The sequence below is a fragment of the Deltaproteobacteria bacterium genome (assembly GCA_016874775.1).
In the GTDB taxonomy this organism is placed as follows: domain Bacteria; phylum Desulfobacterota; class Binatia; order Bin18; family Bin18; genus VGTJ01.
This window is the reverse complement of the sequence record VGTJ01000023.1, coordinates 1-26,130: the sequence shown is the minus strand read 5'-3', so window position 1 is coordinate 26,130 and position 26,130 is coordinate 1. Positions and strand designations below refer to the sequence as shown.

At 53.1% G+C, this 26,130-nt stretch carries 25 protein-coding genes; 23 read left to right on the top strand and 2 right to left on the bottom strand.

Annotation, left to right across the window (positions count from 1 at the left end):
- Window positions 1-46: 46 nt before the first annotated feature.
- Genes FJ147_05975 through FJ147_05965 form a run of 3 tightly spaced genes read left to right on the top strand, consistent with a single transcriptional unit; the run spans window position 47 to window position 4,414 of the window.
- Window positions 47-2,224, top strand: a complete 2,178-nt coding sequence (locus FJ147_05975; protein ID MBM4255430.1) for a DUF3604 domain-containing protein — start codon at window positions 47-49, stop codon at window positions 2,222-2,224.
- Window positions 2,202-3,158, top strand: a complete 957-nt coding sequence (locus tag FJ147_05970; GenBank protein MBM4255429.1) for a hypothetical protein — start codon at window positions 2,202-2,204, stop codon at window positions 3,156-3,158. Before FJ147_05975 ends, FJ147_05970 begins: the two co-directional genes overlap by 23 nt.
- A gap of 14 nt (window positions 3,159-3,172) precedes the next feature.
- The gene (locus FJ147_05965; GenBank protein MBM4255428.1) at window positions 3,173-4,414 is read left to right on the top strand and encodes a HupE/UreJ family protein; all 1,242 of its coding nucleotides are present in this window, start codon (window positions 3,173-3,175) and stop codon (window positions 4,412-4,414) included.
- A 13-nt stretch (window positions 4,415-4,427) separates the two neighbouring features.
- On the opposite strand, the gene FJ147_05960 is transcribed toward FJ147_05965, so the two are convergent.
- Window positions 4,428-5,057 (bottom strand): response regulator transcription factor, encoded by a 630-nt coding sequence (locus FJ147_05960; protein ID MBM4255427.1) that lies wholly within the window; start codon window positions 5,055-5,057, stop codon window positions 4,428-4,430.
- A 321-nt stretch (window positions 5,058-5,378) separates the two neighbouring features.
- Between FJ147_05960 and FJ147_05955 the strand changes: the two genes are divergently transcribed.
- The 20 genes from FJ147_05955 to FJ147_05860 all read left to right on the top strand — a co-directional run bounded on the left by FJ147_05955 (window position 5,379) and on the right by FJ147_05860 (window position 24,440).
- Window positions 5,379-6,116 (top strand): hypothetical protein, encoded by a 738-nt coding sequence (locus tag FJ147_05955; GenBank protein ID MBM4255426.1) that lies wholly within the window; start codon window positions 5,379-5,381, stop codon window positions 6,114-6,116.
- 77 nt (window positions 6,117-6,193) lie between these two features.
- On the top strand, window positions 6,194-6,580 hold the full coding sequence (locus FJ147_05950; protein ID MBM4255425.1) for a four helix bundle protein: 387 nt from the start codon (window positions 6,194-6,196) through the stop codon (window positions 6,578-6,580).
- A gap of 45 nt (window positions 6,581-6,625) precedes the next feature.
- Complete coding sequence (locus FJ147_05945; protein MBM4255424.1) at window positions 6,626-8,563, top strand: amino acid transporter; 1,938 nt, start codon at window positions 6,626-6,628, stop codon at window positions 8,561-8,563.
- Between the two features lie 122 nt (window positions 8,564-8,685).
- Window positions 8,686-9,117, top strand: a complete 432-nt coding sequence (locus tag FJ147_05940; GenBank protein MBM4255423.1) for a Rieske (2Fe-2S) protein — start codon at window positions 8,686-8,688, stop codon at window positions 9,115-9,117.
- A 168-nt stretch (window positions 9,118-9,285) separates the two neighbouring features.
- Window positions 9,286-10,152, top strand: coding sequence for an LLM class F420-dependent oxidoreductase (locus FJ147_05935; GenBank protein MBM4255422.1), 867 nt, complete (start codon window positions 9,286-9,288; stop codon window positions 10,150-10,152).
- A 94-nt stretch (window positions 10,153-10,246) separates the two neighbouring features.
- Complete coding sequence (locus tag FJ147_05930) at window positions 10,247-11,485, top strand: aromatic ring-hydroxylating dioxygenase subunit alpha (GenBank protein MBM4255421.1); 1,239 nt, start codon at window positions 10,247-10,249, stop codon at window positions 11,483-11,485.
- Window positions 11,486-11,624: 139 nt separating this feature from the next.
- Window positions 11,625-11,990, top strand: coding sequence for a hypothetical protein (locus tag FJ147_05925; protein ID MBM4255420.1), 366 nt, complete (start codon window positions 11,625-11,627; stop codon window positions 11,988-11,990).
- A gap of 348 nt (window positions 11,991-12,338) precedes the next feature.
- Window positions 12,339-13,553 carry an aromatic ring-hydroxylating dioxygenase subunit alpha gene (locus tag FJ147_05920; protein ID MBM4255419.1) on the top strand — a complete coding sequence of 405 codons (1,215 nt, stop codon included), beginning with the start codon at window positions 12,339-12,341 and terminating at the stop codon, window positions 13,551-13,553.
- Entirely contained in the window at window positions 13,492-14,790 is a 1,299-nt protein-coding gene (locus FJ147_05915; GenBank protein ID MBM4255418.1) for an aromatic ring-hydroxylating dioxygenase subunit alpha, read from the top strand. Before FJ147_05920 ends, FJ147_05915 begins: the two co-directional genes overlap by 62 nt.
- A gap of 35 nt (window positions 14,791-14,825) precedes the next feature.
- On the top strand, window positions 14,826-15,152 hold the full coding sequence (locus FJ147_05910; GenBank protein MBM4255417.1) for a hypothetical protein: 327 nt from the start codon (window positions 14,826-14,828) through the stop codon (window positions 15,150-15,152).
- A 155-nt stretch (window positions 15,153-15,307) separates the two neighbouring features.
- Window positions 15,308-15,805, top strand: coding sequence for a hypothetical protein (locus tag FJ147_05905; protein ID MBM4255416.1), 498 nt, complete (start codon window positions 15,308-15,310; stop codon window positions 15,803-15,805).
- Between the two features lie 100 nt (window positions 15,806-15,905).
- Window positions 15,906-17,012, top strand: a complete 1,107-nt coding sequence (locus FJ147_05900) for an LLM class flavin-dependent oxidoreductase (protein MBM4255415.1) — start codon at window positions 15,906-15,908, stop codon at window positions 17,010-17,012.
- Between the two features lie 16 nt (window positions 17,013-17,028).
- Window positions 17,029-18,504, top strand: coding sequence for a hypothetical protein (locus FJ147_05895; GenBank protein ID MBM4255414.1), 1,476 nt, complete (start codon window positions 17,029-17,031; stop codon window positions 18,502-18,504).
- A 40-nt stretch (window positions 18,505-18,544) separates the two neighbouring features.
- Complete coding sequence (locus FJ147_05890; GenBank protein ID MBM4255413.1) at window positions 18,545-19,573, top strand: methane monooxygenase; 1,029 nt, start codon at window positions 18,545-18,547, stop codon at window positions 19,571-19,573.
- Window positions 19,570-19,890, top strand: coding sequence for a monooxygenase (locus FJ147_05885; protein ID MBM4255412.1), 321 nt, complete (start codon window positions 19,570-19,572; stop codon window positions 19,888-19,890). Before FJ147_05890 ends, FJ147_05885 begins: the two co-directional genes overlap by 4 nt.
- A 72-nt stretch (window positions 19,891-19,962) precedes the next feature.
- Window positions 19,963-21,465 carry a monooxygenase gene (locus FJ147_05880; protein MBM4255411.1) on the top strand — a complete coding sequence of 501 codons (1,503 nt, stop codon included), beginning with the start codon at window positions 19,963-19,965 and terminating at the stop codon, window positions 21,463-21,465.
- A gap of 72 nt (window positions 21,466-21,537) precedes the next feature.
- Window positions 21,538-22,590: a 2Fe-2S iron-sulfur cluster binding domain-containing protein gene (locus FJ147_05875; GenBank protein MBM4255410.1), complete on the top strand. Its 1,053-nt coding sequence runs from the start codon at window positions 21,538-21,540 to the stop codon at window positions 22,588-22,590.
- A gap of 201 nt (window positions 22,591-22,791) precedes the next feature.
- Complete coding sequence (locus tag FJ147_05870) at window positions 22,792-23,265, top strand: nuclear transport factor 2 family protein (protein MBM4255409.1); 474 nt, start codon at window positions 22,792-22,794, stop codon at window positions 23,263-23,265.
- Window positions 23,266-23,321: 56 nt separating this feature from the next.
- Window positions 23,322-23,549 (top strand): zinc ribbon domain-containing protein, encoded by a 228-nt coding sequence (locus tag FJ147_05865; protein MBM4255408.1) that lies wholly within the window; start codon window positions 23,322-23,324, stop codon window positions 23,547-23,549.
- 231 nt (window positions 23,550-23,780) lie between these two features.
- Window positions 23,781-24,440 carry a nitroreductase family protein gene (locus FJ147_05860; GenBank protein MBM4255407.1) on the top strand — a complete coding sequence of 220 codons (660 nt, stop codon included), beginning with the start codon at window positions 23,781-23,783 and terminating at the stop codon, window positions 24,438-24,440.
- A gap of 304 nt (window positions 24,441-24,744) precedes the next feature.
- Here FJ147_05860 and FJ147_05855 read toward each other — a convergent pair whose 3' ends face one another.
- Window positions 24,745-25,728 (bottom strand): hypothetical protein, encoded by a 984-nt coding sequence (locus FJ147_05855; protein ID MBM4255406.1) that lies wholly within the window; start codon window positions 25,726-25,728, stop codon window positions 24,745-24,747.
- Window positions 25,729-26,130: the final 402 nt, after the last annotated feature.

Genomic DNA, 26,130 nt, shown 5'->3' with positions numbered 1-26,130 from the left:
TTTTGCGAATTGCGTCAATGGTAAGCGACGGGTAAAGGAGGTGACCATGTCGCCTGCTGTCTGTAGACTGATGAAACTCGCCTTGAGTTTTCTTGTGGTTGTGTCGAGCTGTGATTATACCGACCCCGGAACCCCCGCCCCGACTCGTGTTCCTCAAGAGGTCGTTGCTGCACGTAACATCTCACAGCCCATCCGAAAAGAGCGCAACTCAGGAGCTAAGCAAATCCTCTTCGGTGACCTCCACGTCCATACGACCTTCTCGATCGATGCCTTCCTGTTCAGCCTCCCGTCTCAAAGTGGCACTGGCGCACATCCTCCGGCTGATGCTTGTGACTTTGCCCGTTTCTGTGCGGACTTGGATTTTTTCAGTTTCAACGACCATTCCGAGGGACTTTTGCTGAAGCAGTGGGAAGAGATAAAGCAGACAACGCGGACGTGCAATGAGCTGGCTGGACCGCCGGACAATCCAGATCTCGTTGTCTTTCCTGGTTGGGAATGGACCCAACTTGCTGAGGAACCTGCAGGCTATTATGGCCATAAGAATGTGATCTTTCGTGACACTGATGAAGCTCGTTTGCCAGCCCGACCAATCAGCAGCCGCGACCCGTACGTCCCGTGGCAACAGGGGAACCTCAACACGCGCGCCCCGTTGATCGGAGCAGTGTTCTTTCCGTTCAATGCACGCCCGTTTCTGCAACTTCGTTCGCAACTTGTCGATTTGCAAAATGCCGCGATGTGTCCCTCTGGGGTTGATACACGACAGCTTCCCCTCGATTGTCTGGAAGGTGCACCTGAGCCTGCGACCCTGTTCGAGAAGCTCGGCCAGTGGGGCTTCGAGACGTTAGTGATTCCACACGGAACGTCGTGGGGCGTCATGGTGCCTGCCCTTGCGCAGTGGGACACACAGCTCAACCGTCGCCATCATGATCCTGAGAAACAAACCCTCATTGAAGTGTACTCCGGGCATGGCAACTCTGAGGAGTACCGCAAATGGCGACCGTATCACATTGTGGATGGCAAAGCGGTGTGTCCGGCACCGACAAAGGACTATCTACCGTGCTGTTGGCGAGCTGGTGAAATTACTCGTGCACGCTGTGCCAATCCGTCCTCGACTGAATGTGAAGCCCACGTCGTCGAAGCCCAACGGCAGTACATCGCCGCTGGTCTCTATGGTCACAAGACGATTCCGGGAGCAACGGTCGAAGATTGGCTTGATTGCGGCCAGTGTCGCGACTGTTTTAACCCTGACTTTTCAACTCGGCCTATGGCAACGGTCCAGTATGCACTGGCAGTGAGTAATTTCGACGATCCAACGAACGTGCTGCGTTATCGCTTTGGATTTTTGTCTTCCAGTGATAATCACCGCGCCCAGCCTGGCACCGGCTATAAAGAGAAACGCAAAGCGTATACCGACGCGCAAGGACCCAGAGCGCCGTTAGGGCCGATCGGCAAAGCGGTGGCACCAAAGCCACCACCACGTGGCTTTGGTGCGTGGGAATTTGAGCGGCAAGGAAGCTTTTTCTATACCGGTGGATTGGTGGCCGTACACAGCGCAGGAAGAAGTCGTGAAGCCATCTGGGATGCGCTCAAGCGCAAGGAGGTGTATGGCACCTCAGGGCCGCGAATTTTACTATGGGTTGATTTACTGAATGCCCCTGGCGGGCGACGAGTGCCGATGGGGACCGAAGTCTCCACGCAACAAACACCTCGGTTTGAGGTGCGTGCCGTTGGTGCGTTGAAGCAAAAACCTGGCTGTCCTGCTCACACGTTTGCGAGTGTCTCACCAGAAGTGATCAGCAATATCTGCTTGGGGGAATGCTACAACCCAACCGATGAACGCTATACGATTACGCGGATCGAGGTCGTGCGTATTCGTCCGCAGGTCCGACCTGGAGAGCCGATCGAACCGCTCATTGATGATCCGTGGCAGACCCTGCCATGCCCAGGCACTCCTGACGGGTGTGTGGTAACGTTTGAAGATCTGGATTTCCGACCGGCAGGGAGAGACGCGCTGTATTATGTGCGAGCGATTCAGGAGAAGACACCGATGGTGAGCGCGCGGAATCTGCGTTGTGAGTATGATGCACAGGGCAATTGTATCAAGACAACACCTTGTTACGCCGATTATCGCACGGCGATGGACGACGACTGCCTAAGTGATGGAGAGGAGCGAGCTTGGTCTTCTCCGATCTTTGTGAATTATGGGAGCACAGATGCGTCGTGATCGGGATACGAACGAGACCCAGACGAGAATACTGTTGTGGGGAGGAGTGATCTGTGGCCTGATGCTGACCGCAGTTGGCTTGCTTCGCTCTGGAGAGCCAGAGAGCAACGCCAAGGCGGCCATTCCTGCTGGCGCTGTCGCGCTGGTGAATGGGTATGCCATTGCCGCAGATCTCTATGCGCGTGTTCTTGGTGGTTTGGCCGCAGAGCGGCAGCCCGAGGGGCTTACGCAAGCCGACCGCCAACGCGTTTTGGACCGCATGATCGACGAGGAGCTGCTCGTGCAACGCGGCATTGAACTGGGCTTAGCGCGGACGGATCAGGTGCTGCGCCGTCAGATTGTCAATGCGTTGACAGCAAACCTTACAACAGAAGCCGACGAGCGTATCCCTGACGACAGTGAACTCCGTCGCTTCTACGCCGAGCACAATGCCCTGTTTGCCCGTACCGATCGACTGGCCTTCTCGCAAGTCTTCGTACGTGTTCCCTCAGCGTCACAAGATGATGACCGCCGTCAACAAGCAGGGCAGATTGCACGGCGCTTACGTGACCGCGAGGCGTTTGACGTTGTTAACCAAGAGTTAGGTGACGAGCCAGTACTGCATTTGCCGGATGGACCGCTGCCACCAGAAAAAATCCAAGAATACCTTGGACCGACGGTGGCGCAAGCATTGCTTACGTTGACCCCTGGTGAGGTGAGTGTCCCCGTGCGTTCAGGCACCGGCTATCATGTGTTGGTGCTGCATGAGCGCCAACTCGGTACTGTGCCTCCGTTTGAAACGATACGCGATACTGTTCTGGCGCAGTATCGACGGGTTGCCGGTGAAAAGGCAGTCGCTGCATACATTACCGATCTCAGAAAACGGGCACGTATCCAGACTGCACGGGAATGGGAAACGATCGCGGGTGAACCGACGGTGAGGGAAGTAGATTAGAGAAGGAGGCGTGTATGTGTGTCTTCTTCCTTCTTCTGGTGTCGCTTCTCTTCTCTCCCCAAGCTGCCTTTGCTCATACAAAGAGTACGTCGTATTCGACGTGGGAAATCACAGGAACTCGTGCGCATGTCACTGTGCGTGTGCCAATAATCGAACTGCAGCGATCGTTGCTATCGGACGCAGCGGCTTCTCCAACCTTGCTAACGGATGACGGTGCGAGTGCATGGCAACTTGCTACGTATCTAACGACGCATTTGCGGCTTTTCTCTGCAGAGCAGCCTTGTCAACCACTATCCGCAGGCGTGCAGGTTGTGGCGACAAATGATCCCCTGCGAATCGCGCGTACCTGGACGGTGGTTTGCCCGGACCCACGGCAGTTGCACATACGGAACGATGCTTTCTTTGCCACTGCTCCGGCGCACTTGCACTTTGCCCGAGTCCGAATTGATAGTGCCCCAGTAGTTGAGAAACTTTTTGCCGCGCATGAGCGTGAGTGGTTTCTCAGCCCAGCGAAAACCGCTACCACCAAGATCGGCAGCCGTTTCGACGAGTATCTGTGGCTTGGTGTTACGCACATCTTGAGTGGGGCTGATCATCTGGTGTTTTTGCTCGCGTTACTGCTTTTGGCAGAGTCTCTCTCCTCAGTTGCGTCGATTGTGACTGGCTTTACGATTGCCCATAGTGTAACTCTCATGTTGAGCGTCTTGAACGTTGTGCGCCCCCTTAGCAGTGTGATCGAGTCGCTAATCGGTTTCTCGATAGTCGTTGTTGCCCTCGAGAATGTATGGGTAACAAGTAGTGAATCAATACGCCGAGGAATCGTGCGTTTGCTGCTCCTTATCCTTGGTGGGAGTATGCTCACCGCTCACGCTGGTGTCCTTCAGCTTCCCCAGATTACGCTCGTGGGCCTCGCTCTTTTTTCTGTTGCGTACCTGTGCTTGTTGCGCCGGGTTGCGCAACCGCAACGGCTGCGCTGGTGTGTCGCGTGTATCTTCGGCCTCATTCATGGATTTGGTTTCGCTGGCGTGCTCACGGAGCTGGCCTTGCCGACAGATCGGCTGGTGACGGCCTTGCTGGGATTCAATGTCGGTGTCGAACTTGGCCAACTCGGGACTGTCGTGCTGTTATGGCCGTTGCTGAGGTGGGTGAATCAGCAACGGCGACCCCAGATTCGGCTGCTCACGATCCATGCTGGGTCAGCCGCCATTTTAGCAGTGGGCATCTGCTGGTTTGTGACCAGAGCTGTTGCGCGATGATCGTCCGATCGCCTTACTCAAAAAGACGGTTCGTGAGGGCGTAACGCATCAGTTCGGCGTTATTTCTTAAGCTCATCTTTTCTAACAACCGCGCACGATAGGTGCTAATGGTTTTCACACTGAGTGTTAATTGTCTGGCAATTTCTGAGACGGTCTTTCCTGTCGCAAGAAAATGTAGCACTTGATATTCACGATCAGACAGAAATTCGTGGGGCAGCTTTTCATGGTGGGCAACACGCGAAGCCAAGCGCTCGGCTAGCACAGGGCTCACGTACTTGCCTCCATCCGCCACTTTTCTGAGCGCGTAGATCAATTCTTCTGGACTACACTCTTTCGTCAGATAGCCGGCGGCCCCGGCTTTGAATGCCCGGATGGCAATTTGTTCCTCCGGGTACATAGTTAACACGAGCACCGGACGGTTCGCTTGCTCGTGTCGAAACCCCTTGAGTACATCGAGTCCGCTCCGGTCAGGAAGCGAGAAGCCGAGAACGATGACATCACACTCGCAATAGCGTGACTGTTCCAAGGCCTTGGAGATGCTGGGCGCTTCTCCTGCCACGAACATGTCGGTCGCGTCGGCGATGATTTGTTTGAGTCCACGGCGGATAATGGCGTGATCATCGACGATGAAAACTTTTATCATAAGCTGTCCTGCGGCACACCTAGCAACTGAACGAAAACGTGAGCCGTAGGGCGCTCCAATACAGTCGTTTGTTGTCTTGTGTTTTCAGTTGAATTCCTCACGATAGAAAAACGGCTCAATCATAGCGTATTGTACTAAGAGGGCAATAGTTCCCCCTGTTCTGATTTTTTTGTCGGCTTTATTCTTGCTAAAGGGCGTCGATATATCCACTCGCAGCCTATGAATTGATGTTCACGGGCCTCTTTCTCCCCCGCCGTCAATAGTTTACACACTGATGACAGGTGTCGGCGCTTATAGCGCAAACGAAAAAGAGGAGGCTATATGACAGCGACCAGCGAGTTTGTCGGACAACTGCGAGCGTATATGCGCGAACAAGAACAGGCTCCGATCTATGGCAAGAGTTTCTTTGAGAGAGTAATGGCTGGGACCATGGATCGCGAGTCATTGAAGAAGTGGGCAATTCAGCATCACTACCGCACCGGCCAGCATATTCGTGCTTTTGGGGGCATTTTCCTCAACACTGGTTTGAGTCCGCTCGATCAGAAAATTCGCCGTCACATCGTTGAAAATCTGATTGACGAAGAGACAGTGATGGGCCGTGGCGATGATGCGCACTGGATGTTATCGCGTCGCCTTGCTGAAGCGTTTGGGGCGACACCAGAGGAACTCGCTCGCCCAAAAGTCGCTAAAGAAGTGCTCGACTACGTGCACTGGACGATTGAGCTGGGGCGCCGAGAATACGGTTTGGTAACACTGGCGGCGATGTCGATAGGTGGCGAAAGTCGCCGCGAGGATTCGATGGAACGGTTAGTGAAGTCATTCAGTGAGAAGTACGGTCTCACGCGTTCGCAACTCGAATTCTTCTACGCCCACATGGGTGAAGCCGAGGCGCACGGCGATCCTGTGTATGTCTTGGTCAACGAGTATGCGACCACCCCTGAGCGGCAGGAGAAGATCCGTTCTGCGTTGCAAACTTGGTGTGAGAAATTCCGCGCCGCGCAGGAAGGGATTTTTAAGGTGGCGATGGGTGTCGAGGAAGGTGTGCCTGCGCCGCTGTAGAAGAACGACTGGGTGAGGGTGCGAAGACGAGAAGCGAATGGGAGAGTGGGGGAACGGGAGAATGGGTGAATGAAAACATGGCGGTTAGAATCCATACCCACAAGGAGTTGCGTGTTTATCAGAACGCTATGGAAGCGGCGATGGAGATTTTCTCTTTAACGAAAAAGTTTCCAGTAGAGGAAAAGTATTCTCTGGTCGACCAAATCCGTCGTTCCTCGCGTTCGGTGTGTGCAAACATTGCTGAGGCATGGCGAAAACGGAGGTGTCAAGCTGCTTGTACTGCGAAGTTGAACGATGCGGAGAGTGAAGCGAGCGAAACTCAAGTTTGGTTTGAGTTTGCTCAAAAGTGTAACTACGTGAGTATGGACACAGAAAAGCAGCTAGATGCCATGTCTAACCACATCATTAGTCAACTAATTCGGATGATTGATGAGGCAGATAAGTGGATAGTGAAACTTTCATAATCACCCATTCACCCATTCACCCGTTCCCCCATTCTGTGCACGCGTATGTCTGAAAATCACATCCTACCAACCCGCACCCGCCGACGCCTGAAGCTCTGGCTGTTGGAAGGGTATCGGAAAAAGATTGCAGGTCCGCATGTCAGTGCGGCTGAGCACACACACCCGTGGTGGAAGGTGATGTGTCTCACCGGTGTCGATTACTTTTCGACACTGGGATACCAGCCTGGTATTGCCTTTCTCGCGGCTGGGGCGCTTTCGCCATTAGCGACACTCGTCTTGGTGTTGCTGACGCTCTTTGGCGCATTGCCGATGTACAATCGTGTGGCGGAGGCGAGCCCGCATGGGGATGGCTCGATTTCGATGCTCGAGGACCTTTTGCCGCAATGGCGTGGCAAACTGTTTGTGTTGGCTCTGCTCGGTTTCGCTGCGACTAGCTTTATTATCACCATTACCTTGTCGGCTGCCGATGCGACAGCGCATATTGCGGAGAATCCCTACGCTCCGGCATTTCTGCATCATCGCGTTGCTGTCACCCTGGTGCTCATTGGTGCCCTTGGCGCGGTGTTTTTAAAGGGGTTTAGTGAGGCCATTGGCATTGCGGTTGCCATTGTCGTTCTGTACATCGGTCTGAACCTGATCGTTGTTGGAACTGGCTTCGTCGAGATTGTTCGTCATCCTGATGTCTTAGGGAATTGGCATGAGACGCTCCTGCGCAGTCATGGGAACATCCCTGCCATGATCGGGGCTGCGTTACTGCTGTTTCCAAAACTCGCCCTTGGGTTGTCTGGGTTCGAGACTGGGGTTGTCGTGATGCCGCTGGTCCAGGGCGATGCCACTGATACCCATGAGCGCCCCACTGGTCGTATTCGCAATGCGCGTAAACTGCTTGCTGCCGCTGCGTTAATTATGAGCGTTATGCTCATTGGCAGCAGTATTGTCACCACGATACTCATTCCTCCTGAAGCATTCCAAAAGGGTGGGGAAGCCAACGGACGGGCGTTAGCCTATCTGGCGCACGAACATCTCGGGGAAGCGTTCGGAACGCTCTATGATCTTAGTACGATTCTTATCCTCTGGTTTGCGGGCTCTTCGGCACTTGCCGGGCTTCTGAACATCGTGCCGCGCTATCTGCCGCGCTATGGCATGGCGCCAGAATGGGCGCGGGCGACGCGACCTCTGGTGCTGGTCTTCACGGCAGTCTGTTTTGTTGTGACGATTCTTTTTGAGGCGGATGTTGATGCGCAAGGTGGAGCATACGCCACTGGCGTTCTGGCCTTGATGAGTTCCGCCGCGTTTGCAGTTGCTCTTGCGGTGTGGCGCGCTGGTGGTTGGCAAAAGTGGGCGTTTGCGCTGATTGCGGTCATATTTACCTATACCACTCTCGTGAATATTTACGCCCAACCCAGAGGCCTCAAAATTGCCATCTTTTTTATTTTGGCAATTGTTGTGACCTCCTTCGTCTCGCGTATATTGCGTGCGACGGAACTACGGGTTGAGGGCATTGAGATCGACCCCACGGCACAGGCATTCATTCATGAACTGAGCGCTGGTCCTATTCATGTGATTGCCAACCAGCCAGATAGTCGTGATGAATTAGAATATCGCCTGAAAGAAGCAGAGCAACGCAAAGACAATTTCATCCCAGCAGAGTCTCCTGTCCTCTTTCTGGAAGTCTATGTTGATGACGCCTCGGAGTTTACCGATACCCTGCGTATTAAAGGGGTGAACGTCAACGGCTACCGAGTGCTGCGAGCAGAAAGTACGGCCGTGCCCAATGCCATTGCCGCGTTCTTACTTCATCTGCGGAATGAAACTGGCAGAGTACCTCATATCTATTTTGATTGGACAGAAGGAAACCCGTTCACGTACTTACTCAAATATATTGTTTTCGGTGAAGGCTACACCGCACCAGTGACGCGAGAAATCTTGCGCCAGAGTGAACCTGATCCTAAGTGGCGTCCAGCGGTACATGTGAGTGAGTGAGATCTGAAGAAAGGCTACAGGCTATAGGCTGTAGGGGGGAAATAGGAAATCGTCAAGCGTCAATATGTAAAACGGGGAGAGGTGGTGGCTACGTATTGCGTTTTATTTTTCAACGGGCTGCAATGATCCACAACTGGCAACACAACTGGTATTACCTCGCCGACGAAAGTGAAATTCTCACTCGCGGGGACTTCAAAACCCTGGTCATTAGTGAACAGCCAGTGATTGTTGTTCGCAGTGAAGACGGTCAGGTTCGCGTGCTTTTCAATATTTGTCGCCATCGCGACGTGATGGTCTGCCATGAGGAACGAGGCAATGCCACACGTTTCGTCTGTCCGTTTCACGGCTGGGTCTACAACACCAAAGGCAACCTGATGGGGTTGAGCAGCGCGGGGGAGATGGCTCGGACTTTTTCAGAACGACACGGCCTCAAACCCGTTCCGCGCATGGGCATTGTCCGAGGTTGTATCTTTGCCAGCTTAAATTCCGAGGGCGAGGATCTCGAATCGTACCTGAAGAGGACGAAGTTCTTTGAGGGGAAGGCAAGGCTATAGGCTTGAGGCTATAGGCCATAGGGAGGAACGCTGCACGATAGAGTCTTGGCTTCCCCATAAAGCGAGAACATGAAATTTCCCCTTCAGTCTATAGCCTGTAGCCTTTTTCCTTCCCCTTTACCTCCGTAGTCGAATATGGCATGACCCTAGCGCAAAGGAGTTCACCGCATGGACTACGGTATCGTCCTGCCCCACTTCGGCTCATTTGCTCGTGAAGATGTCACCCGTCGCGTGATTGCTGCTGCCGAAGCTGCTGAGGCGTTGGGCTTTAGTACCGTCTGGGTTGTCGATCATGTTGTCTTCCCCGCCAAGATGGAAGGTTACGCCTTTAATCCTAACGATCCGATGTTGGAGCCGATGACCGTGCTAGCCGCGTTGGCGATGAAAACTACGCGGGTCAAACTGGGGACTGCCGTTCTAGTGCTGCCCTATCGGCATCCGCTTTATACTGCCAAGGTGCTCTCAACTATTGATGTCTTGTCTGGTGGACGTGTGATTGTTGGTGTCGGTGCCGGATGGCTTGAAGGTGAGTTCAATGCCTTCGGCGTGCCGATCAGCGAGCGTGGTAGTCGTACCAACGAGACCATCGACGCGCTGAAAGCGCTGTGGACGCAGGACACTGCCAGTTACTCAGGCAAGCATTTTCAGTTCGAGAATATCAAGGCGTTGCCTCAGCCGGTGCAAAGACCACGCCCACCGATTCTGATTGGTGGCATGACCAAAGGCGCGTTGCAACGCACGGCCAAACGTGGCGACGGCTGGATCGCCATGGGCAAGAGTCCGGATGATATCAAGGCACCCCTCGACACCCTGCGTGAATTGACAGCAAAAGCTGGTCGCAAGCCCGAAGAGTTACAGATCAACATGCTTCCACTCGCCGCACCGAGTATCGATCAAGTCATTAGTGATCTCCCGCGGTATCAGGACCTCGGTGTTCAGCATGTGTATCTCTCATTCCGTGCCTGGACCTCGGATTTTTCACAGTTGGTGGAATTGATGGCAAAGTTTGCAAGAGAAGTAGGACTCAGGGTATAACGCGTGTTGCGTGGAACGTGAGACGTGCACTTGAGCCAACGGTTCGTGCAACACGTAACACGTAACACGTAACACGGTTTAAGGAGGAAACCCCATGGCTGCAGTAGCAAAAATCAATGGCTGGACCCCGACTCCAGCTCACATGTGGCATAAGAAACATCCCGAATTAGGCACCGGCCCGATTCCGATCGAGCCCTATATCTCACAAGAATACTTTGAACTCGAACGCGAGCGCATTTTCCGTAAGACCTGGCTCAACGTCGGTCGTATCGAAGAACTGCCGAAGCCAGGAAGTTACCTGGTCAAAGACTTACCGATTTGCCAGACCTCGATTCTTGTCGTTCGCGGTAAAGATGGTAAAGTCCGTGCCTTTCACAACGTGTGTTCGCATCGTAGCAATAAGCTGGTGTGGGACAAAGGTGGAAACTGCCAGAACTTCTCCTGTAAGTTCCACGGCTGGGCCTATAACCTTGAAGGCGCGTTGACGTTTGTGCCAGACGAAGAAAATTTTTTCGACCTCAAGAAAAGTCAAAACGGCCTGACGCCTGTTGCGTGTGACACGTGGGAAGGTTTCATCTTTATTAATATCGACCCACAGCCGCAGGAGACGTTACAAGAGTATCTAGGTGAGATTGGCGAAACGCTGAAAGGGTATCCGTTTGCTGACTACTCGGTCGAGCGCTACTCGTGGTCAACCGAACTCAATGCTAACTGGAAGTTACTCAAAGATGCGTTCCAGGAAGCGTATCATGTAGCGTTTCTGCACAAGCGCTCCATTCCCGATTCGTTTACCGGCAAGAGCAATCCGTTCGCGCATGGCCTCGACTACAAACTCTACAAACGTCACCGTCAGATGTCGGTGTGGGGTAACATGGAGCACAAGCCGACCCCAGTTGAAGGTTTGGCGTATCGCTTCGGTACGTTGCTTATCAGAAATGACTTCACTGCCTCGCGCTTGCCTCCAGGCGTCAATCCGACCAAGGATCAGGGCTGGGCACTCGATCTCAATGTTGTCTTCCCGAACTTCTTTGTTGATATTTCTGAAGGGTCGTATTTCACCTACAACATGTGGCCACTCACGGTTGATCGCACGCTGTGGGAAGTACGGAACTACTTCCCCAAGGCGAAGACTGCTGCCCAACGCTTCAGCCAGGAATACAGTAAAGTCATCTTCCGCGATGTCATCATGGAAGATTCCAGTACCATGGAACAAACACAAAAAGTGTTAGCCTCTGGAGCGAAAGCCCATTTCATCCTGCAAGACCAGGAAATCCTCATTCGTCATGACCAGAAAGTGCATGAGGGTTATGTTGGTTTTTACAGTGGGAAGTAGCGATCACACTGAGAGCCACTGGCGATTGTGCGTACCGTAGATCCCTGGTTTACGACCCTCACCCTGACCCTCTCCCTGCCAGGGAGAGGGGAATACAAGCGTAGCGCGGACGGTGCGAGGACTAGTCAAGGGAAACGGAATGGCAAGCCGCTTTTCATTACAAGAAGGAACCACTATGTCACAACGACAATTCCCTGAAGCCTTTGCCGATCTTGAGTCGATTGCTGCCTGGTCGCTGGCGACCGAAGGGCAACGGGCCCGCAAGCGCCGCGATAGTACGATAGAAGAAATCCGCGCATTCTATAACACCATCCTGCCGCGCATGGATGCGATTATCGAATATTTGAATCCGCTACCGCTCGACAATATGCCGGATGATGCGCAGCGGTTATTGAACCTGACCTTGTCGTTAGCTGAAGTGGCACCGGCGGTTGAGCTATTCAACCAGCCGTTAGTCACTGATGGTTATGATCCTGAACGTTTTATTCCAGCAGCCGGACAGTGAACTTCGACGAGAAGCGGTTGCTTGCTCCGCTTTCTTTTTGGACGTTTTCTGCTGATCGAGTGCCGGGTGCACCTGCTCGGTCGAAACGAAGTCCAGAGGATCCGCGTGTTCGTCATGCCCGCGCAGGCGGGCATCCAGGAGCTTCACCCCTGAACGATTGCGTATTCCCCCTGGATTCCCGCATTCGCGGGCATGACGTCTCGTCTTTTCTCAGCGTAAAAGCCTACCCCAATAATCCCACCATTGTCCTTCCACCCTTGAAAGAGTACAACCGAGACGTTTGACATCTTCCTTGCTTCTCACGCAGACGAAAAGGCGAGGAAGTGATCTGTGACAAAAGGAATACTCATGACGAACACCACATGGCACGCGCAATATCCTGAACTCGGTACTCAGCCAATTCCCATCGAACCGTACATTTCTCAAGAATACTTTGAACTCGAACGTGAGCGCATCTTCCGGCGAGCGTGGCTGCACGTCGGACGGGAAGAGCAACTGACGAAAGCGGGCGATTATCTCGTCAGAGACCTGCCGATGGCGCGCACTTCGGTGCTGATTGTGCGCGGCAAGGATGGAAAGATTCGTGCATTTCACAACGTGTGCTCCCATCGCAGTAACAAACTGATGTGGAGCAAAGGTGGCTCGTGCCACGTTTTTTCCTGTAAGTTTCACGGATGGGCGTACAACACCGAAGGGAACCTGACCTTTGTTCCTGATGAAGACGGGTTTTTCAATCTAAAGAAGAATGAACTCGGCCTGACCCCAGTTGCGTGTGACGTGTGGGAAGGGTTTATCTTTATCAATCTCGCTGCCAAGCCTCAGCAGACACTCCAAGAATATCTCGTAGAATTAGGGCAAAGCCTGGTTGGCTATCCGTTCCACGACCTCTCGCAGACACGCTTTGTGTGGCGCACCGAGATCAACGCCAATTGGAAAGTTGCGCAAGACGCATTTCAAGAAGCGTATCACCTGGCCTTTTTGCATAAACAATCACTCCCTGATTCATTCTCCAGCAAAGAGAATCCCTTCTGCCACTCCTTTGCCTACAAGATCAGTGGCTCGCATCGGCGCATGTCGATCTATGGGAATCCCGAACACAAACCAACTCCTATAGAAATTCTTGCGCAACGCGCTGGCTCATCAATTGTCAAACGCGATAGTGCGGTGAGTGAATTGCCGCCAGGTGTCAACCCTGAGCGCAGCCGGTATTGGTCGTCGGATATTGTGACCTTCTTTCCCAACTTCTCGGTGATTGTGTTTGACGGTACCTATATTTTTCATCAGTTCTGGCCGCTTGCCGTCGATCGTACACTGTGGGAGGTCGGAACCTGTTTCCCGAAAGCTCAGAATGCCTGGCAACGATTCAGCCAGGAGTACAGCAAAGTGCTGACTCGTGACGTGCTGCTTGAGGATGGAAGTACGCTGGAGATGACACAGTCGGTACTGGCGTCAGGGGCAAAGACGCACTACGTGTTACAAGACCAAGAATTGCTCGTGCGTCATGCTGCCAAGGCTGTGGAAGATTGGGTCGGGTTTTATCGCCAACACGAAGCGCAGCACTAAAACATGTACGCCTATGAGCGCTGACTTCAACCAACGCTGGCATGCGTCATATCCAGAGCTGGGCACTGATCCGGTACCGATCGAGCCGCTTATCTCGCCTGCATATTTTGCGCTTGAGCGCGACCGTATCTTTCGTCGTGTCTGGCTCCAAGTCGGGCGCATTGAGCAACTGCCCGAGGGCGGATCGTACTTCGTCAAAGACATTCCCATCTGTCAGACCTCGATTGTTGTCGTTCGGGGAAAAGACGGGCAGGTCCGCGCGTTCCACAACGTCTGTTCTCACCGTAGTAACAAGCTGTTGTGGGGTCGTCGCGGGTCGTGCCAGGTCATGACCTGCAAGTTTCACGGCTGGAGTTATGGATTGGATGGGAAGTTGAGTTTTGTTCCTGACGAGGAGAACTTTTTTCACTTTGACAAAGGTCGCCACGGATTGACTCCGGTTGCGACCGAGATCTGGAACGGCTTCATTTTCATTCACCTGAACCCGCACCCGCAAGAAACCTTGCGTGAGTATCTCGCAGAAGTCGCCGATGGGCTCACAGGGTACCCGTTTGCGCAATTGTCGACGACACGATTTTCCTGGCGTATCGATCTCCGGGCGAACTGGAAAATCGCGCAAGACGCGTTTCAAGAGTCGTATCACCTCCCGTTCATGCACAAGCAATCGTTGCCAGATTCGTACACCAGCCCCAAAAATCCTTTTTGTCATTACTTTGGCGTCAAGCTGTGGACCCACCATCGTCGCTCTTCATCGTATGGCAACCCAGATCATTGTCCCTCACCGCTAGAGATCGTGGCGCAACGCTTCGGCAGTTCGGTGGTCAACCGCACCTTCGCCATGGAGGACTTACCACCGGGGGTTAATCCGGAACGTCGACGTGAATGGGCACTCGATACGTTTATGGTGTTTCCCAACTTCAATATTTTTGTATTGAACGGAACCTATCTGACCCACCAATTTTGGCCGATTGCGCCGGACCGCACCTTGTGGGAGGTGTCCACCTACTTCCCGGCGGCGCAAACCGCAGGCCAGCGTTTTAGTCAGGAATATGGGAAAGTGCTGCTACGTGATGTGCTCTTAGAAGATGCGAGTACATTAGAAGCGACCCAGTCGGTGCTTGCCTCTGGCGCGAAGACTCACTACGTCCTGCAAGAACAAGAGATCCTCGTCAGGCATGCTCATAAGGTCGTGGAAGACTGGGTAGGCTTCTACCGCGAGCGAGAAAACCGACAGTGAAGGCACAACTGAGTTAGGAGAGAAAGAGAAAGCCTATGACGCAACGCATACTCCCTGAGATATTTACCGATCTTGAACCCTATGCTGGCTGGGCACTGACGAAAGAGGCCGAGCGCAGTCGCAAACGTCAACAGAGCACCATTGAAGAGATTCGTGCCTTCTACACTACGATGTTACCTCGGATGGAAGCTGTGTTGACGCACCTGAATCAATTCCCACTTGACGCAATGCCAGAGAAAGAGCAACGGTTGTTCGATATGACACTCGCACTCGCCGAAGTGGCGCCAGCCGTTGAGCTATTCGGAAAACCGAGCGAGGATGACGTGTTCGATGTCGCACGGTTTGTGCCAGAGCATGAATAGGACGTAGAACATGGTACGTGTTACGTGAAAAAAAAGCTCAGTGAAATTCTGCCATCGTTTTGCGCGACGTGTATGGCGTGCCACATTTCGCGCGCTCCCGTTGACGTTCTCACGTTGTCCGTTTTACGTTGTCCATATTGAAAAGGAGGTCTCTTATGATTCACCCTGAACGTATTGCTCACCTCGTTCTCAAAGTGCGGGACTTAGAAACGTCGAAGAAATTCTATACCGAGATTCTTGGCATGCAGGTGATGAGGCACGTGCCTGAGATCAAGGCTGTCTTTCTCTCCTTCAATGGGCGTGATCACCACGAAGTCGCGCTCTTTGAGATCGGCGCACAGGCCGAAGCTCCCAGACAGAATCAGACTGGTATGCTCCATGTCGCCTTCCGCCTCCGCAATGAAGAAGACCTGCTGGCTGCCTACAAGGAACTCAAAGCCAAAGAAGTTCCTGTGACCTTCACGGTGAATCACGGTGTGAGCAAGAGCGTGTACTTCCGTGATCCGGATAACAACGAGTTAGAAGTGTACACGGATAACGACATCTCTGAATTAGTGCAGACGGTACCAAACGCCTATCTCGGTATGGAGAAGCTTGACTTTGCGCCTGATAGCCCTGGCTTGATGGACGTGCTGAAGTCCATGCGACAGTAGAAGAAAGGGGTTGGGGGTTAGGGGCCGGGGATTGGCAAGAAGAATTCTTTTCGGTCTCCTCTAATCCCTAATCCCTAACCCTTAACCTCTAGGAGGCGTTATGCGTTTTTCACTCCTCACCCTCGGAGATAACTACGAACACTTGCGTTCTCACGAGCAGTTCTATCAAGAAGTCATCGAAGAAGGCCAGTATGCTGAAGAACTCGGCTTCTACAGCTTCTGGGTTGGCGAGCATCACTTTCAGGCGAGCCAGCGTGTGTTTCCCTCGCCGCAAATGGTGCTGACAGCCATTGCACAGCGCACCAAGCGGATTCGCTTAGGGACTGGAGTTATTGTCTTACCGGTCAATGATCCTCTTCGTATCGCCGAAGATATTGCCGTGCTGGACCTCATGAGCCACGGACGTGCCTGCTTTGGTGTCGGGCGTGGCTACCAGCCGCATGAGTTCGCCGGATTCAACATTGCTGCGGAGACAACCAAGGAACGACTCTGGGAATGTCTAGAGATCATTCGTTTAGCCTGGACGCAGGAGCAATTTTCTTATCATGGTAAGTTTTATCATTATGATGATATTGCTCTTCTTCCCAAGCCATTGCAGAAACCTATGCCGCCGATTTGGGTTGCGGCTGCATCTCCGGGATCGGCTGAAGAAGCGGCGCGGCGAGGATATGCTTTTAGCGCCGTGCCGTTTGCCTCTGGCCCGTCTCCAGAAGAAGTCGGTGGACAACTTGCACGTTATCGCCAGGCGTATGCTGCTGCCGGACATGGTGAACCACCAGACGATATCCCGCATGTCTTTTGGTCGCATGTAACCGAGTCTACCGAACAAGCCTTGCGTGAAGCCGAAGCGGGGATGAAAAAGAAGCTTGGTGGCTCAACGAAAGTATGGGTCAAACCAGGAGTGAGTGGTTACGAAACGTTTGCCAAAGTCGGACAGTTTCTTGCCACTGCCACGATCGAGCAAATAGACACCATGGCGATTTTTGGTGATCCCCAGCGCTGTATAGAGCGTATCCGACACTACCAAGCTGTTGGCGTGAATCACATTATGGTTATGTTTGATTGGGGTGGCATGCCGCAAGAAAAAGTCTTTCACTCTATGGAACTCTTTGCCAAACACGTCATGCCTCATTTCTCCGAAGGGCAGGTAAGTCAGTTGGCTACAGTTCGCGTGAACGATCGACCCAACACGCAAGTGGTGTCGTAGTTTTAGTGGGCGCACGATGGGCGCCCTTTCCCATTTCAGTAGCTATCGAGGAGAGACGATGGGGATTCGTACGGGAGCGGAATTCCGCGAGAGTTTACGAGATGGGCGCACCGTGTATGTCAACGGTACGCGGGTAAAGGATGTGACGACCTATGCCCCGTTTCGTGGTGTGATCGATTCGTTGGCGATGTTGTATGACCTGCAGCATGATCCTGCCCATCAGCGGATGCTGACCTATCCATCTCCTGTGGATGGCAAGCCGGTGGCCATGTCCTTTCTGCTGACAGAAACGGCTGAGGATGTCGAGCGTCGCTGGAAGGCTGAGGAGTTCCGTGCTGAAGCGACCTTTGGGCTCATGGGCCGCATGCCGGATTTCATGAATGCGCTAGTGGCTGATGCTGCCTTTTCTCACACAGCAATTGGTAAGCCCAATCCGCGCTTTGGTGACAATATCGTGCGTTACTATGAGCAGTGCCGTGATAACGATTGGTGTCTGACGCACACGTTGGTTGATCCGCAGATCGACCGTTCCAAAGGGCCAGCGGAACAGGCTGACCCAGATGCCGCATTACATTTTGTGAAAGAGACTGATCGCGGCATCATCGTGCGTGGCGCGCGTATGCTCTCGACCTTAGCGCCGTTCTCCAATGAGCTGTGGGTTGGTCCGTTTTATCCACGCAGGCCCGGAGAAGAAAAATACACGCTGTGTTTCTCGGTGCCGATAGATACGCCTGGACTGAAGTTCGTCTGTCGCGAGACGTATGACACCAATCGCAGTGCATTCGATCGTCCAGCCTCGTCACGCTTTGATGAAGAAGACGCGTTAGCTATTTTTGATGACGCGCTGATTCCCTGGGAGCGGGTGTTCATTAATGGTGATATCGAAGCCTCGAATTACATTCTGGCGCGGGCACCGGGCTATGCGCTGTTACAAGCGACGATTCGCGGTGTGGTGAAGCTGCGGTTCATGGCAGGATTGGCGTGCTATGTGGCTGATACCGTTGGTCGTAGTGCCGCTCCGCATGTACAGGCTCAACTTGGCGAGTTAATTGCCAAGGTCGAGCTTGGCAATGGTCTCCTCCGTGCTGCTGCCCAAGATGTCGTGAACGGACGTAAGGAAGGTGGTTCGCTGCGCGCGCTGGCAGCGACGCTATGGGTCTTCATTCCTGAAACGCAAATGCGCGCCGCGGAAATTATCCGACAGGTGAGCGGCAGCGGTTTAATTATGACGCCCACGGAGCAAGACTTTGCCAACCCCGAAGTCGCACCGTATTTGGAAAAATACCTGGTCGGAAAGAACATCAGCGCGCGCGATCGCGTGCAACTCTTCAAGCTGGCGTGGGATATGCTGGGCGAGCAGTTTGGCAGTCGCCAACTGCAATATGAGTGGTTTTATGCGGGTGACCCGATATTCACCCGCTCGCGGTTTTACCGCTCTCCAGCAGTAGCAACCTACAAGGGGATGATTGACCGACTTCTCGGAAAGCTCTAGAAGCGAGGTCTGCACGGGCCCGCACTGGGAGAGGAGTCCTATGAAGCCACACGAGTCAGGAGCTTTTTCAGGTAATCGTCAGTTTTCCTACTTTAAGCCCAAAGGCCGCCATCCCAGTGAATATGAAGATTTGACCATCCACACGCAACCAGATCCACGTCACTACGCGTTTCAAGGTTGGCTGAATCGCTTTGCTGATGGACGCGGCGCGTGGAATGAAGATTCAACCGCTCTCAAATGTACCAACTGGTGGGAATTTCAGGACCCATCGAAACAGTGGCAGCGGACCTACGTTGCAGGCCAGGCTGAACAAGAACGTAGCCTCGACCGGATTGTCGAAGCCGCCAAGTCTGAGGGACTGTTTGCTGACTTCGATGAAACCTGGGTAAAGACTATTATCGGTAGATATTACGCAGCCTATGCGTGTCTCGAATATGGTCTCTTCCGCTGCTTCTCCTACGCGCAACGCGAGGCATTGTCTGCGACCGCTGGTAACGCCTGTATTTTTAATGCGGCAGACAAGATCCGCCATGCGCAAGATATTGCCCTCTATGGCATGGATTTGACTGATGCTGTCCCTGGCTTTTCCGATGCGGATGCGAAAATCGTGTGGCTCGAAGATCCGGTCTATCAAGGTGCGCGCAAACTGGTTGAAGGGTTGATGGCCGCGAAGGATTGGGGTGAGGTCATTATTGGTATTAACCTCGCGCTAGAGCCGCTGTTTGGGGTGTTGGCACGGACGCATTTCTTCTCGCGCTTTGCGCCACGGAATGGTGATGCGATATCACCCGCAGTGTTAGCGACGGTCGAAAACGACTGGCAACGTAATCTCAAATGGACCAAAGAATTCGTCCACGTGATGTTACGAGACCCCGAGCATGGGGCCGGGAATAAAAAAGTCATTGAAGGATGGCTGGCGAAATGGTTGCCATACACCCGCGAGGCGGTGCACGCGTTTGCCCCACTCTTTGAAAAGCCGACCACAAAGCCACTCACCTTTGCTCAAGCGCATGAGCGAGTTGAAGGGCAGTACGCGGCACTACTGAAGGATGTGGGTATATCTGCATGAGCGAAGAAAACAAGATCAAAGCCCGTGACACTGTCGGTCTCGTGCTGATGGGAAGTGAAGAGTCCGACGTTGCCGTGGAGATGTTACGTGAGGAGCAGCCCAACCTTCGTATCACCAAAACTAACTGTTACTGGATGATCGAAGGCGAGGGAAAAATAGAAGTAGATGTCGCGGCAGTTGGGGAACGGCTCGGACGTGACCTCGACATGTCGACGTTTCTGGTCGTGATGACCAGCTACTACGGTCGCGCGCAGGTGACAGACAATACGTTTGGAGTATACTCGGAGATGTTGCAACTTGAAGAAAGTAGTCAGTAGCCAGTAGTCAGCATGGAAACACACATTTTTTCTACTGAATGCTGACTACTGACTACTCTTTTGGAGGAACCCATGCCACGCAATCTAATCAAAGCCCACGACAAGATTAAAGGATTGGAATGGACGCCGACGTACTTCCAACCTGAGGCGAAGTACGAAACCAAATTCCACATTCCCAAGAAAACCAAAGATCCGTTCCGTCATCTGATCCGCGATTACATGGCGATGGAAGCCGAGAAAGATGATCGGCAGTATGGCTTTCTTGATGGTGCTGTCCGCATCGATAATCCGAATCAGGTTGAGCCGCGCTTTGCTGAGTCGTTAAAGCCAGCGTTGGCAATTCTTCCTTTTGCTGAATATGCGGCAGGTAAATGCCAAGGCATGCTGATTAGCACGGTCGAGAATGAGGAGTTGCGCAACGGCTACCTCGCACAGATGCTCGATGAAGTGCGCCATAATCAACAAGAGATGTATCTTGGTCGCTACTACATGAAGCACTACGCCGACCCTGCTGGCTTCGATGTGAGCCAGAAAGGTTTCGGCGAGCATTTCCTTGGCGCTGCTGGTCGCTCGTTTATTGAAACCTTTATTGCCGGTGATCCCATCGAGTGTGCGATTAGTCTGCAAGTAGTCGGAGAAACTGCGTTTACAAACCCACTGTTTGTTGCCTTTCCCAATACGGCGGCAGCGAATGGGGATCATGCGACGCCAACCGTCTTCCTGAGCATTCAATCGGATGAAGCCCGACACATGGCCAATGGCTATGCGACATTGGCAGCGGCGTTGTCTGATGATCGCAACCTCCCGCTGATTCAAGAAGCAATTGATAAATACTTTTGGCGTACGCATAAGTTTATTGACTCGTTCCTCGGGACGCTGACCGACTACTTCAGCGTCAATCACGTACAGACCTACAAGAACATGTGGCAACAGTGGATCATTGACGATTGGGTCGGCAGCTTCATTGCAAAATTAGAAAAATTTGGCCTCAAGCCGCCCCGCTGGTTACCGCAAGCGCAGGAGAATATCTCCTGGATGCATCATTCGGTGGCGATGTCAGCATTCGCTCTGTGGCCAGTCGCCTTCTGGCGCTTTGATGTCATGCAAGAGAAGGACTGTGCCTGGTTTGCCGAGAACTATCCTGGATGGGACACGCACTATGGCAAATTCTGGGAAGCGTATCGCATGATGGCTGACCCAAAGCACGGACAGATTCCCGCGCAATTGCTTCCCAGCCTCCCACCGCTGTGCCAGGTGTGCCAGTTGCCATGCGTGATCCCACGGCCAGATAACAGTGCCGTTCATATAGTTGAGAAAGCTGGCAAGAAACGCGCGTTCTGCTCAGAGCCGTGCGAATGGATCTTCGATCTCGAACCGCAGCGCTATCTTGGTTTTCAAACCTGGTTCGAGCGTTTCGACGGGTGGGACCTTGCTGATGTGGTGACAGAACTCGGCTACATCCGCCCAGACGGCAAAACGTTGATAGCTCAGCCGCATCTCAAGACTGAGAATATGTGGACCATCGATGATATTCGGCGGTTGCAGTACACGATTAAAGATCCACTCCGGAACTAGGGGGTGGGGGCTAGGGGGTAGGGGCTGGGTCCCCCGCCAATCCCTAGCCCCTAAATCCTCCCCCCATTTTGTATGCCGTACACCATCACACTCCTCCCATTTGAGAAGCAATTCACCTGCGGTGATAACGAGACCATTCTCGAAGCCGCGATGCGCAATGGGTTGAACTTACGCTACGGCTGCAAATTTGGCGGTTGTGGCATGTGTAAAGCCCAGGTGGTTGAAGGTGAAGTTGAAAACTCAGAGGCATCGAGCTTTGCCTTGCTCGATTTCGAGAAACAACAAGGCATGGCGTTGCTGTGTTGCGCTTATCCTGAGAGTGATCTCAGCATCGAGTTATGGGATTACGACGAAGCGGACCTTGTGTCTGGTCTCTCGGTGTATGAGTTTGCAGTTGATGTAACTCGGGTGGAGACATTGGCTCACGATATTCGCGGCATTCATCTACAGTTGTATGATCCGCAACGGATTGTTTTCAAAGCCGGCCAATACATCGATGTCCTTGTTCCCGGAACCAACGAGTGGCGCTCGTACTCGATGGCGAATCCGCCCAGTCGCCGTGGCGAAATAGAAATAATGGTTAAACTCATGCCCGGTGGCGTGTTTTCCTCCTATGTGGACCACCAGCTCAAGCCAGGCGAGCGGCTAACCATCCGAGGACCGTACGGCAATTTCTATTTACGCAACACAGACCACGCAACACGCAACACACAACAGGAATTGATCTTCATTGCCGGTGGCTCAGGCATGGCGCCAATTCTCTCATTGCTCCGCGATATGACCGAGAGTAGAGACTCACGATCTGTGATCTATTTCTATGGGGCTCGCACCCGACGGGATTTATTCCTCCTCGATGAACTACAGAGCTTCGCACAACAACTCCCGAACTTTTGCTTCATTCCCGCGTTGTCCGAACCAACGCAAGAGGATGCCTGGTCAGGAGAGACTGGGCTGATTACCGAGGTTGTCAAACGTCTCGTTCCGCGCGGCGGCGACAAGCAAGCCTACATGTGCGGGCCGACGGCAATGATCGACGCTGCTATTGTTGCGTTGCAGAAACTCGGGATTGATGAAAAGGACATTTTCTACGATAAGTTTGTTACGAAAGCAGATACTGCTGCCTAGAACAATTTTCAGTTGGCTTTATCTTGGTCATTCTCCGCTTTCGTTGCTGCAAGTTTCCCTCTCCTTGCCAGGGAGAGGGCTAGGGTGAGGGTCGAAAGCTAGGATTCAAGGCAAATACTATCGTAAATTGCTCCAGCGAATTGAGTGTACGTATTACGTGTTACGGTTCACGTATCACACAACAAATGAAAGGAGGATCCCATGACACTCGAAGAACTCGCCGCGCGTGTACAAAACCTCGAAGACATCGAAGCCATCAAACGTCTCAAAGCCCGCTATTGCGGCTACTGTGATAATAATTACGAGCCAGACAATCTCGCGTCGTTGTTTGTTGAGGATGCAACATGGGACGGTGGTCTGTTTGGCAAATGTGTCGGACGCGAAGCGATTCGCAAATTCTTCCAAGGAGCAGCAAAGATGCTCCCGTTTGCCCTACATTATGTGATGAACCCGATCATTGAGGTAACTGGCAATACCGGCAAAGGCACTTGGTATCTGTTCCAGACCTGTACGTTCGCTGAAAACAACCAAGCCGTGCTTGGTGCGGCCAAGTATTCAGAGGAATATGTGAAGGTCAACGGCGAATGGAAGTTCAAGAACCTCAAAGTGAACTCTGAATTCTGGACACCATACGACCAAGGCTGGGCGAAGAAGCGATTTATTCAGGATAAGTAAAACGAGCGGGGAATGTTGTAGAGGGGACTACGGCATTCCTTTCGTGTGGAGGACCTATGCCCTTGTTTGAATATGCCTGTAAAAAATGTGGCCATCAGTTTGAGACGCTTGTGATGGGCTCAGCCAAGCCGTCTTGTCCAGAATGCAGCAGTGCCAAACTCGAGAAGATGCTGTCAACGTTTGCAGTGAGCAGTAACACAGGAAGTGATATGCAACCGACAATGGGCGCGTGTGGCTCGTGTGGTGATCCACGCGGTCCTGGTGCGTGTGCGTGGGATAACTAACTGTCTCTGTTCCTGAGCAGAAGCGTAGGCCAGGATAAGGCCGCAGGCCGTTCCTGGCGCACTCGTGCCGGAAACGCAGCGCTTATTCCGGCCTACATTGACGGTTGCCTTAGTCAAAATGAGAATTGCTGTCTGAATTCTGAATTCTCTTTTTCACTCAGCCCTCAGTCCTATTCTGGCTGACTGCTGATTGCTGACCGCTGAATGCTTACCAAAAAGGAGGGACCTGCCATGGCATCTGTCGACCTTTACGAGGCAATGAGTACACTACGTGCGGTGCGTCGACTCCGCCCCGATCCCATTCCCAATGACGTGCTACGTCGTGTACTGCAAGCCGCGACGTGGGCGCCGAGCGGTGGCAATCGCCAAGCCTGGCGTGTCATTATGGTCAAAGACCCAGTGCTTAGACAACGCCTGGGTGAGTTGTACAGCAAAGTGGCGACTCCTTTTATTCAGTCGTACACTGCCAGGTTCGCAAATCTTCCTGAAGACGAACGGAAGAAAGGCGAGAAGATGATTCGCTCTGGTTTGCACTTAGCCGAGCACTTTGGCGAGGCACCAGTGATCGGCATCTTTTGCTTTCATCCCGATGGACTGGCTGTGACTGATGCTAAACTTGAGCGTGTGTCCGTTGTTGGTGGTGGATCGATCTATCCAGCCGTGCAGAACTTCTTGCTCGCCTGTCGCGCGGAAGGGCTCGGCTGTACGCTCACGACCCTCCTATGTATTGCTGAGCCTGAAGTGCGCGAACTCCTAAAAATCCCACAGCCGTGGGGAACCGCAGCGGCGATTCCGACCGGCTATCCGCAATTCCGTGGCCATGGGCTGATTTCACGAAATTCGGTTGAGCAGATGGCTTATGTTGATACCTGGGAGAAACCGTTTGTATAGGTCATATCGGATGTTAGTGTTGGCCTGCCTATATGCGGAACACACCAAGATTTGGGATTGTCGACGACGATGGCGGGTACAGCCTCTTTTAGGGGTAGGCTTTTACGCTGAGAAAAGACGAGACGTCATGCCCGCGAATGCGGGAATCCAGGGGGGCATACGCAATCGTTCAGGGGTGAAGCTCCTGGATGCCCGCCTGCGCGGGCATGACGAACACGCGGCTCCTCACGAGGGGAAATCCGCGCCAATTGAGGCTTGGATAAAAAACTACCCGGTCAAGTCCCCTAATCCCTGTAACCTAAAGTTAGGCAGCAGACGCGGCACTTCTACGGGTCTGGACTGGGTGTGATATGTCTCCGGGACTCACCTCCTGTTCGTCGAGCTTGAGTTGTTCACGCAAGCTGCGAATCTGTTGTTGTTCAAACGCACTGAAACACTTCTTACTCCACCGCTCACTGACGCGAATTAAGACCCCAACGACCAACATCACTACATCCCCTTCCTCCCAGAGATGCGGAATCACTTTGGTGCGCCGGCGTTCTTCGACAAAGGCGCGTTCTACCAGATTGGAGGTGCGCACGTATTGTTGATGACGTTGCGGCACGGCCAGATGATTGAGACTGGCGTCGGCATCATCGAGCAAACAGCGACACAGTTCGGGAAACTCTCGTTGATACTGCTCCACAATCGCGTCCCGTCTCTGCTCGGCTTTCTCCCGACTCGGTGCATCGCGCATATCTACCAACAACGCTTTGACCTCGGGCCACGCCCGGGCCGGGACTTTCTGCTGGAAGTTTTGCCTCGTGTGAAACCAACAGCGAATACGTAAGGATTTGGGCCATATCGCATCAATCGCTTTGGTTAATCCTCCCGCCCCATCGGTAGTAATCGTCACGGGCGTCCGCATCCCCCGTTTGATCAGTCCACGCAACACGTCCACACAACTCTCATAACTCTCACTATTGGTGGTCGAGAGACTCATCAATACTTTGCGCCCATCCTCACAGATCGCCCACACACAGAGAATCCCGGTTTTCTGCCCCCAGCGGCGTAACGGTTCATAGACCGTATCAATAAAGAGGTAGGTGACGGTTTCTTGACTCAGATCCCGGGTCCGCCACGCTTCATACTCCTCACTCAACGTCGCACTCAACTCACTCACCGTGCTCTTCCCAAGCACGAAATGCCCTAACGCACTCTCCAACCCATATTCAATATCCCGCTGGGACAGCCCGCCCACGTACATCTCCACAATTAACCGCTTGAGCACGTCACTCGTATTCGCCATTTGCCCCCACAACGCTGAGCGAAACGGTTCCTCGCGCCCCCGAATCTGCGGCAGTTTGACGTGAAAAATCCCTTCGGCGGTCTTGAGCGTCCCCTGCTCATACCCATTGCGATACCCCAGTTTCTCCCCCCGCGCTTCATACCGGCCTCGCCCTAAGGTTTCGGCTTGTTCATTCTCTCAGAAAGTGTTTTTTAATTCGTATTTTCCGTCGTCACCATCCGCAGCGTGCGCCGGATACTGGCCAAGTACACCATAGCGTCACTGGAAACGGTGGTATGTTCGAAGTCCCGACACAAGCGCCGCTAGCGCCCCAGCCAACCGAAGGACCGCTCCACCACCCAGCGGCGGGGCAACACGGTAAAGCCTTTGGCGTCTGCCGAACGGCGCACCACCTCCAAGCGC

Bases quoted from the DNA above. Each gene is read 5' to 3' on its own strand.
- FJ147_05975 (MBM4255430.1), top strand. From the start codon at position 47: ATGTCGCCTGCTGTCTGTAGACTGATGAAACTCGCCTTGAGTTTTCTT.
- FJ147_05970 (MBM4255429.1), top strand. From the start codon at position 2,202: ATGGGAGCACAGATGCGTCGTGATCGGGATACGAACGAGACCCAGACG.
- FJ147_05965 (MBM4255428.1), top strand. From the start codon at position 3,173: ATGTGTGTCTTCTTCCTTCTTCTGGTGTCGCTTCTCTTCTCTCCCCAA.
- FJ147_05960 (MBM4255427.1), bottom strand. From the start codon at position 5,057: ATGATAAAAGTTTTCATCGTCGATGATCACGCCATTATCCGCCGTGGA.
- FJ147_05955 (MBM4255426.1), top strand. From the start codon at position 5,379: ATGACAGCGACCAGCGAGTTTGTCGGACAACTGCGAGCGTATATGCGC.
- FJ147_05950 (MBM4255425.1), top strand. From the start codon at position 6,194: ATGGCGGTTAGAATCCATACCCACAAGGAGTTGCGTGTTTATCAGAAC.
- FJ147_05945 (MBM4255424.1), top strand. From the start codon at position 6,626: ATGTCTGAAAATCACATCCTACCAACCCGCACCCGCCGACGCCTGAAG.
- FJ147_05940 (MBM4255423.1), top strand. From the start codon at position 8,686: ATGATCCACAACTGGCAACACAACTGGTATTACCTCGCCGACGAAAGT.
- FJ147_05935 (MBM4255422.1), top strand. From the start codon at position 9,286: ATGGACTACGGTATCGTCCTGCCCCACTTCGGCTCATTTGCTCGTGAA.
- FJ147_05930 (MBM4255421.1), top strand. From the start codon at position 10,247: ATGGCTGCAGTAGCAAAAATCAATGGCTGGACCCCGACTCCAGCTCAC.
- FJ147_05925 (MBM4255420.1), top strand. From the start codon at position 11,625: ATGGCAAGCCGCTTTTCATTACAAGAAGGAACCACTATGTCACAACGA.
- FJ147_05920 (MBM4255419.1), top strand. From the start codon at position 12,339: ATGACGAACACCACATGGCACGCGCAATATCCTGAACTCGGTACTCAG.
- FJ147_05915 (MBM4255418.1), top strand. From the start codon at position 13,492: ATGCTGCCAAGGCTGTGGAAGATTGGGTCGGGTTTTATCGCCAACACG.
- FJ147_05910 (MBM4255417.1), top strand. From the start codon at position 14,826: ATGACGCAACGCATACTCCCTGAGATATTTACCGATCTTGAACCCTAT.
- FJ147_05905 (MBM4255416.1), top strand. From the start codon at position 15,308: ATGATTCACCCTGAACGTATTGCTCACCTCGTTCTCAAAGTGCGGGAC.
- FJ147_05900 (MBM4255415.1), top strand. From the start codon at position 15,906: ATGCGTTTTTCACTCCTCACCCTCGGAGATAACTACGAACACTTGCGT.
- FJ147_05895 (MBM4255414.1), top strand. From the start codon at position 17,029: ATGGGCGCCCTTTCCCATTTCAGTAGCTATCGAGGAGAGACGATGGGG.
- FJ147_05890 (MBM4255413.1), top strand. From the start codon at position 18,545: ATGAAGCCACACGAGTCAGGAGCTTTTTCAGGTAATCGTCAGTTTTCC.
- FJ147_05885 (MBM4255412.1), top strand. From the start codon at position 19,570: ATGAGCGAAGAAAACAAGATCAAAGCCCGTGACACTGTCGGTCTCGTG.
- FJ147_05880 (MBM4255411.1), top strand. From the start codon at position 19,963: ATGCCACGCAATCTAATCAAAGCCCACGACAAGATTAAAGGATTGGAA.
- FJ147_05875 (MBM4255410.1), top strand. From the start codon at position 21,538: ATGCCGTACACCATCACACTCCTCCCATTTGAGAAGCAATTCACCTGC.
- FJ147_05870 (MBM4255409.1), top strand. From the start codon at position 22,792: ATGACACTCGAAGAACTCGCCGCGCGTGTACAAAACCTCGAAGACATC.
- FJ147_05865 (MBM4255408.1), top strand. From the start codon at position 23,322: ATGCCCTTGTTTGAATATGCCTGTAAAAAATGTGGCCATCAGTTTGAG.
- FJ147_05860 (MBM4255407.1), top strand. From the start codon at position 23,781: ATGGCATCTGTCGACCTTTACGAGGCAATGAGTACACTACGTGCGGTG.
- FJ147_05855 (MBM4255406.1), bottom strand. From the start codon at position 25,728: ATGGCGAATACGAGTGACGTGCTCAAGCGGTTAATTGTGGAGATGTAC.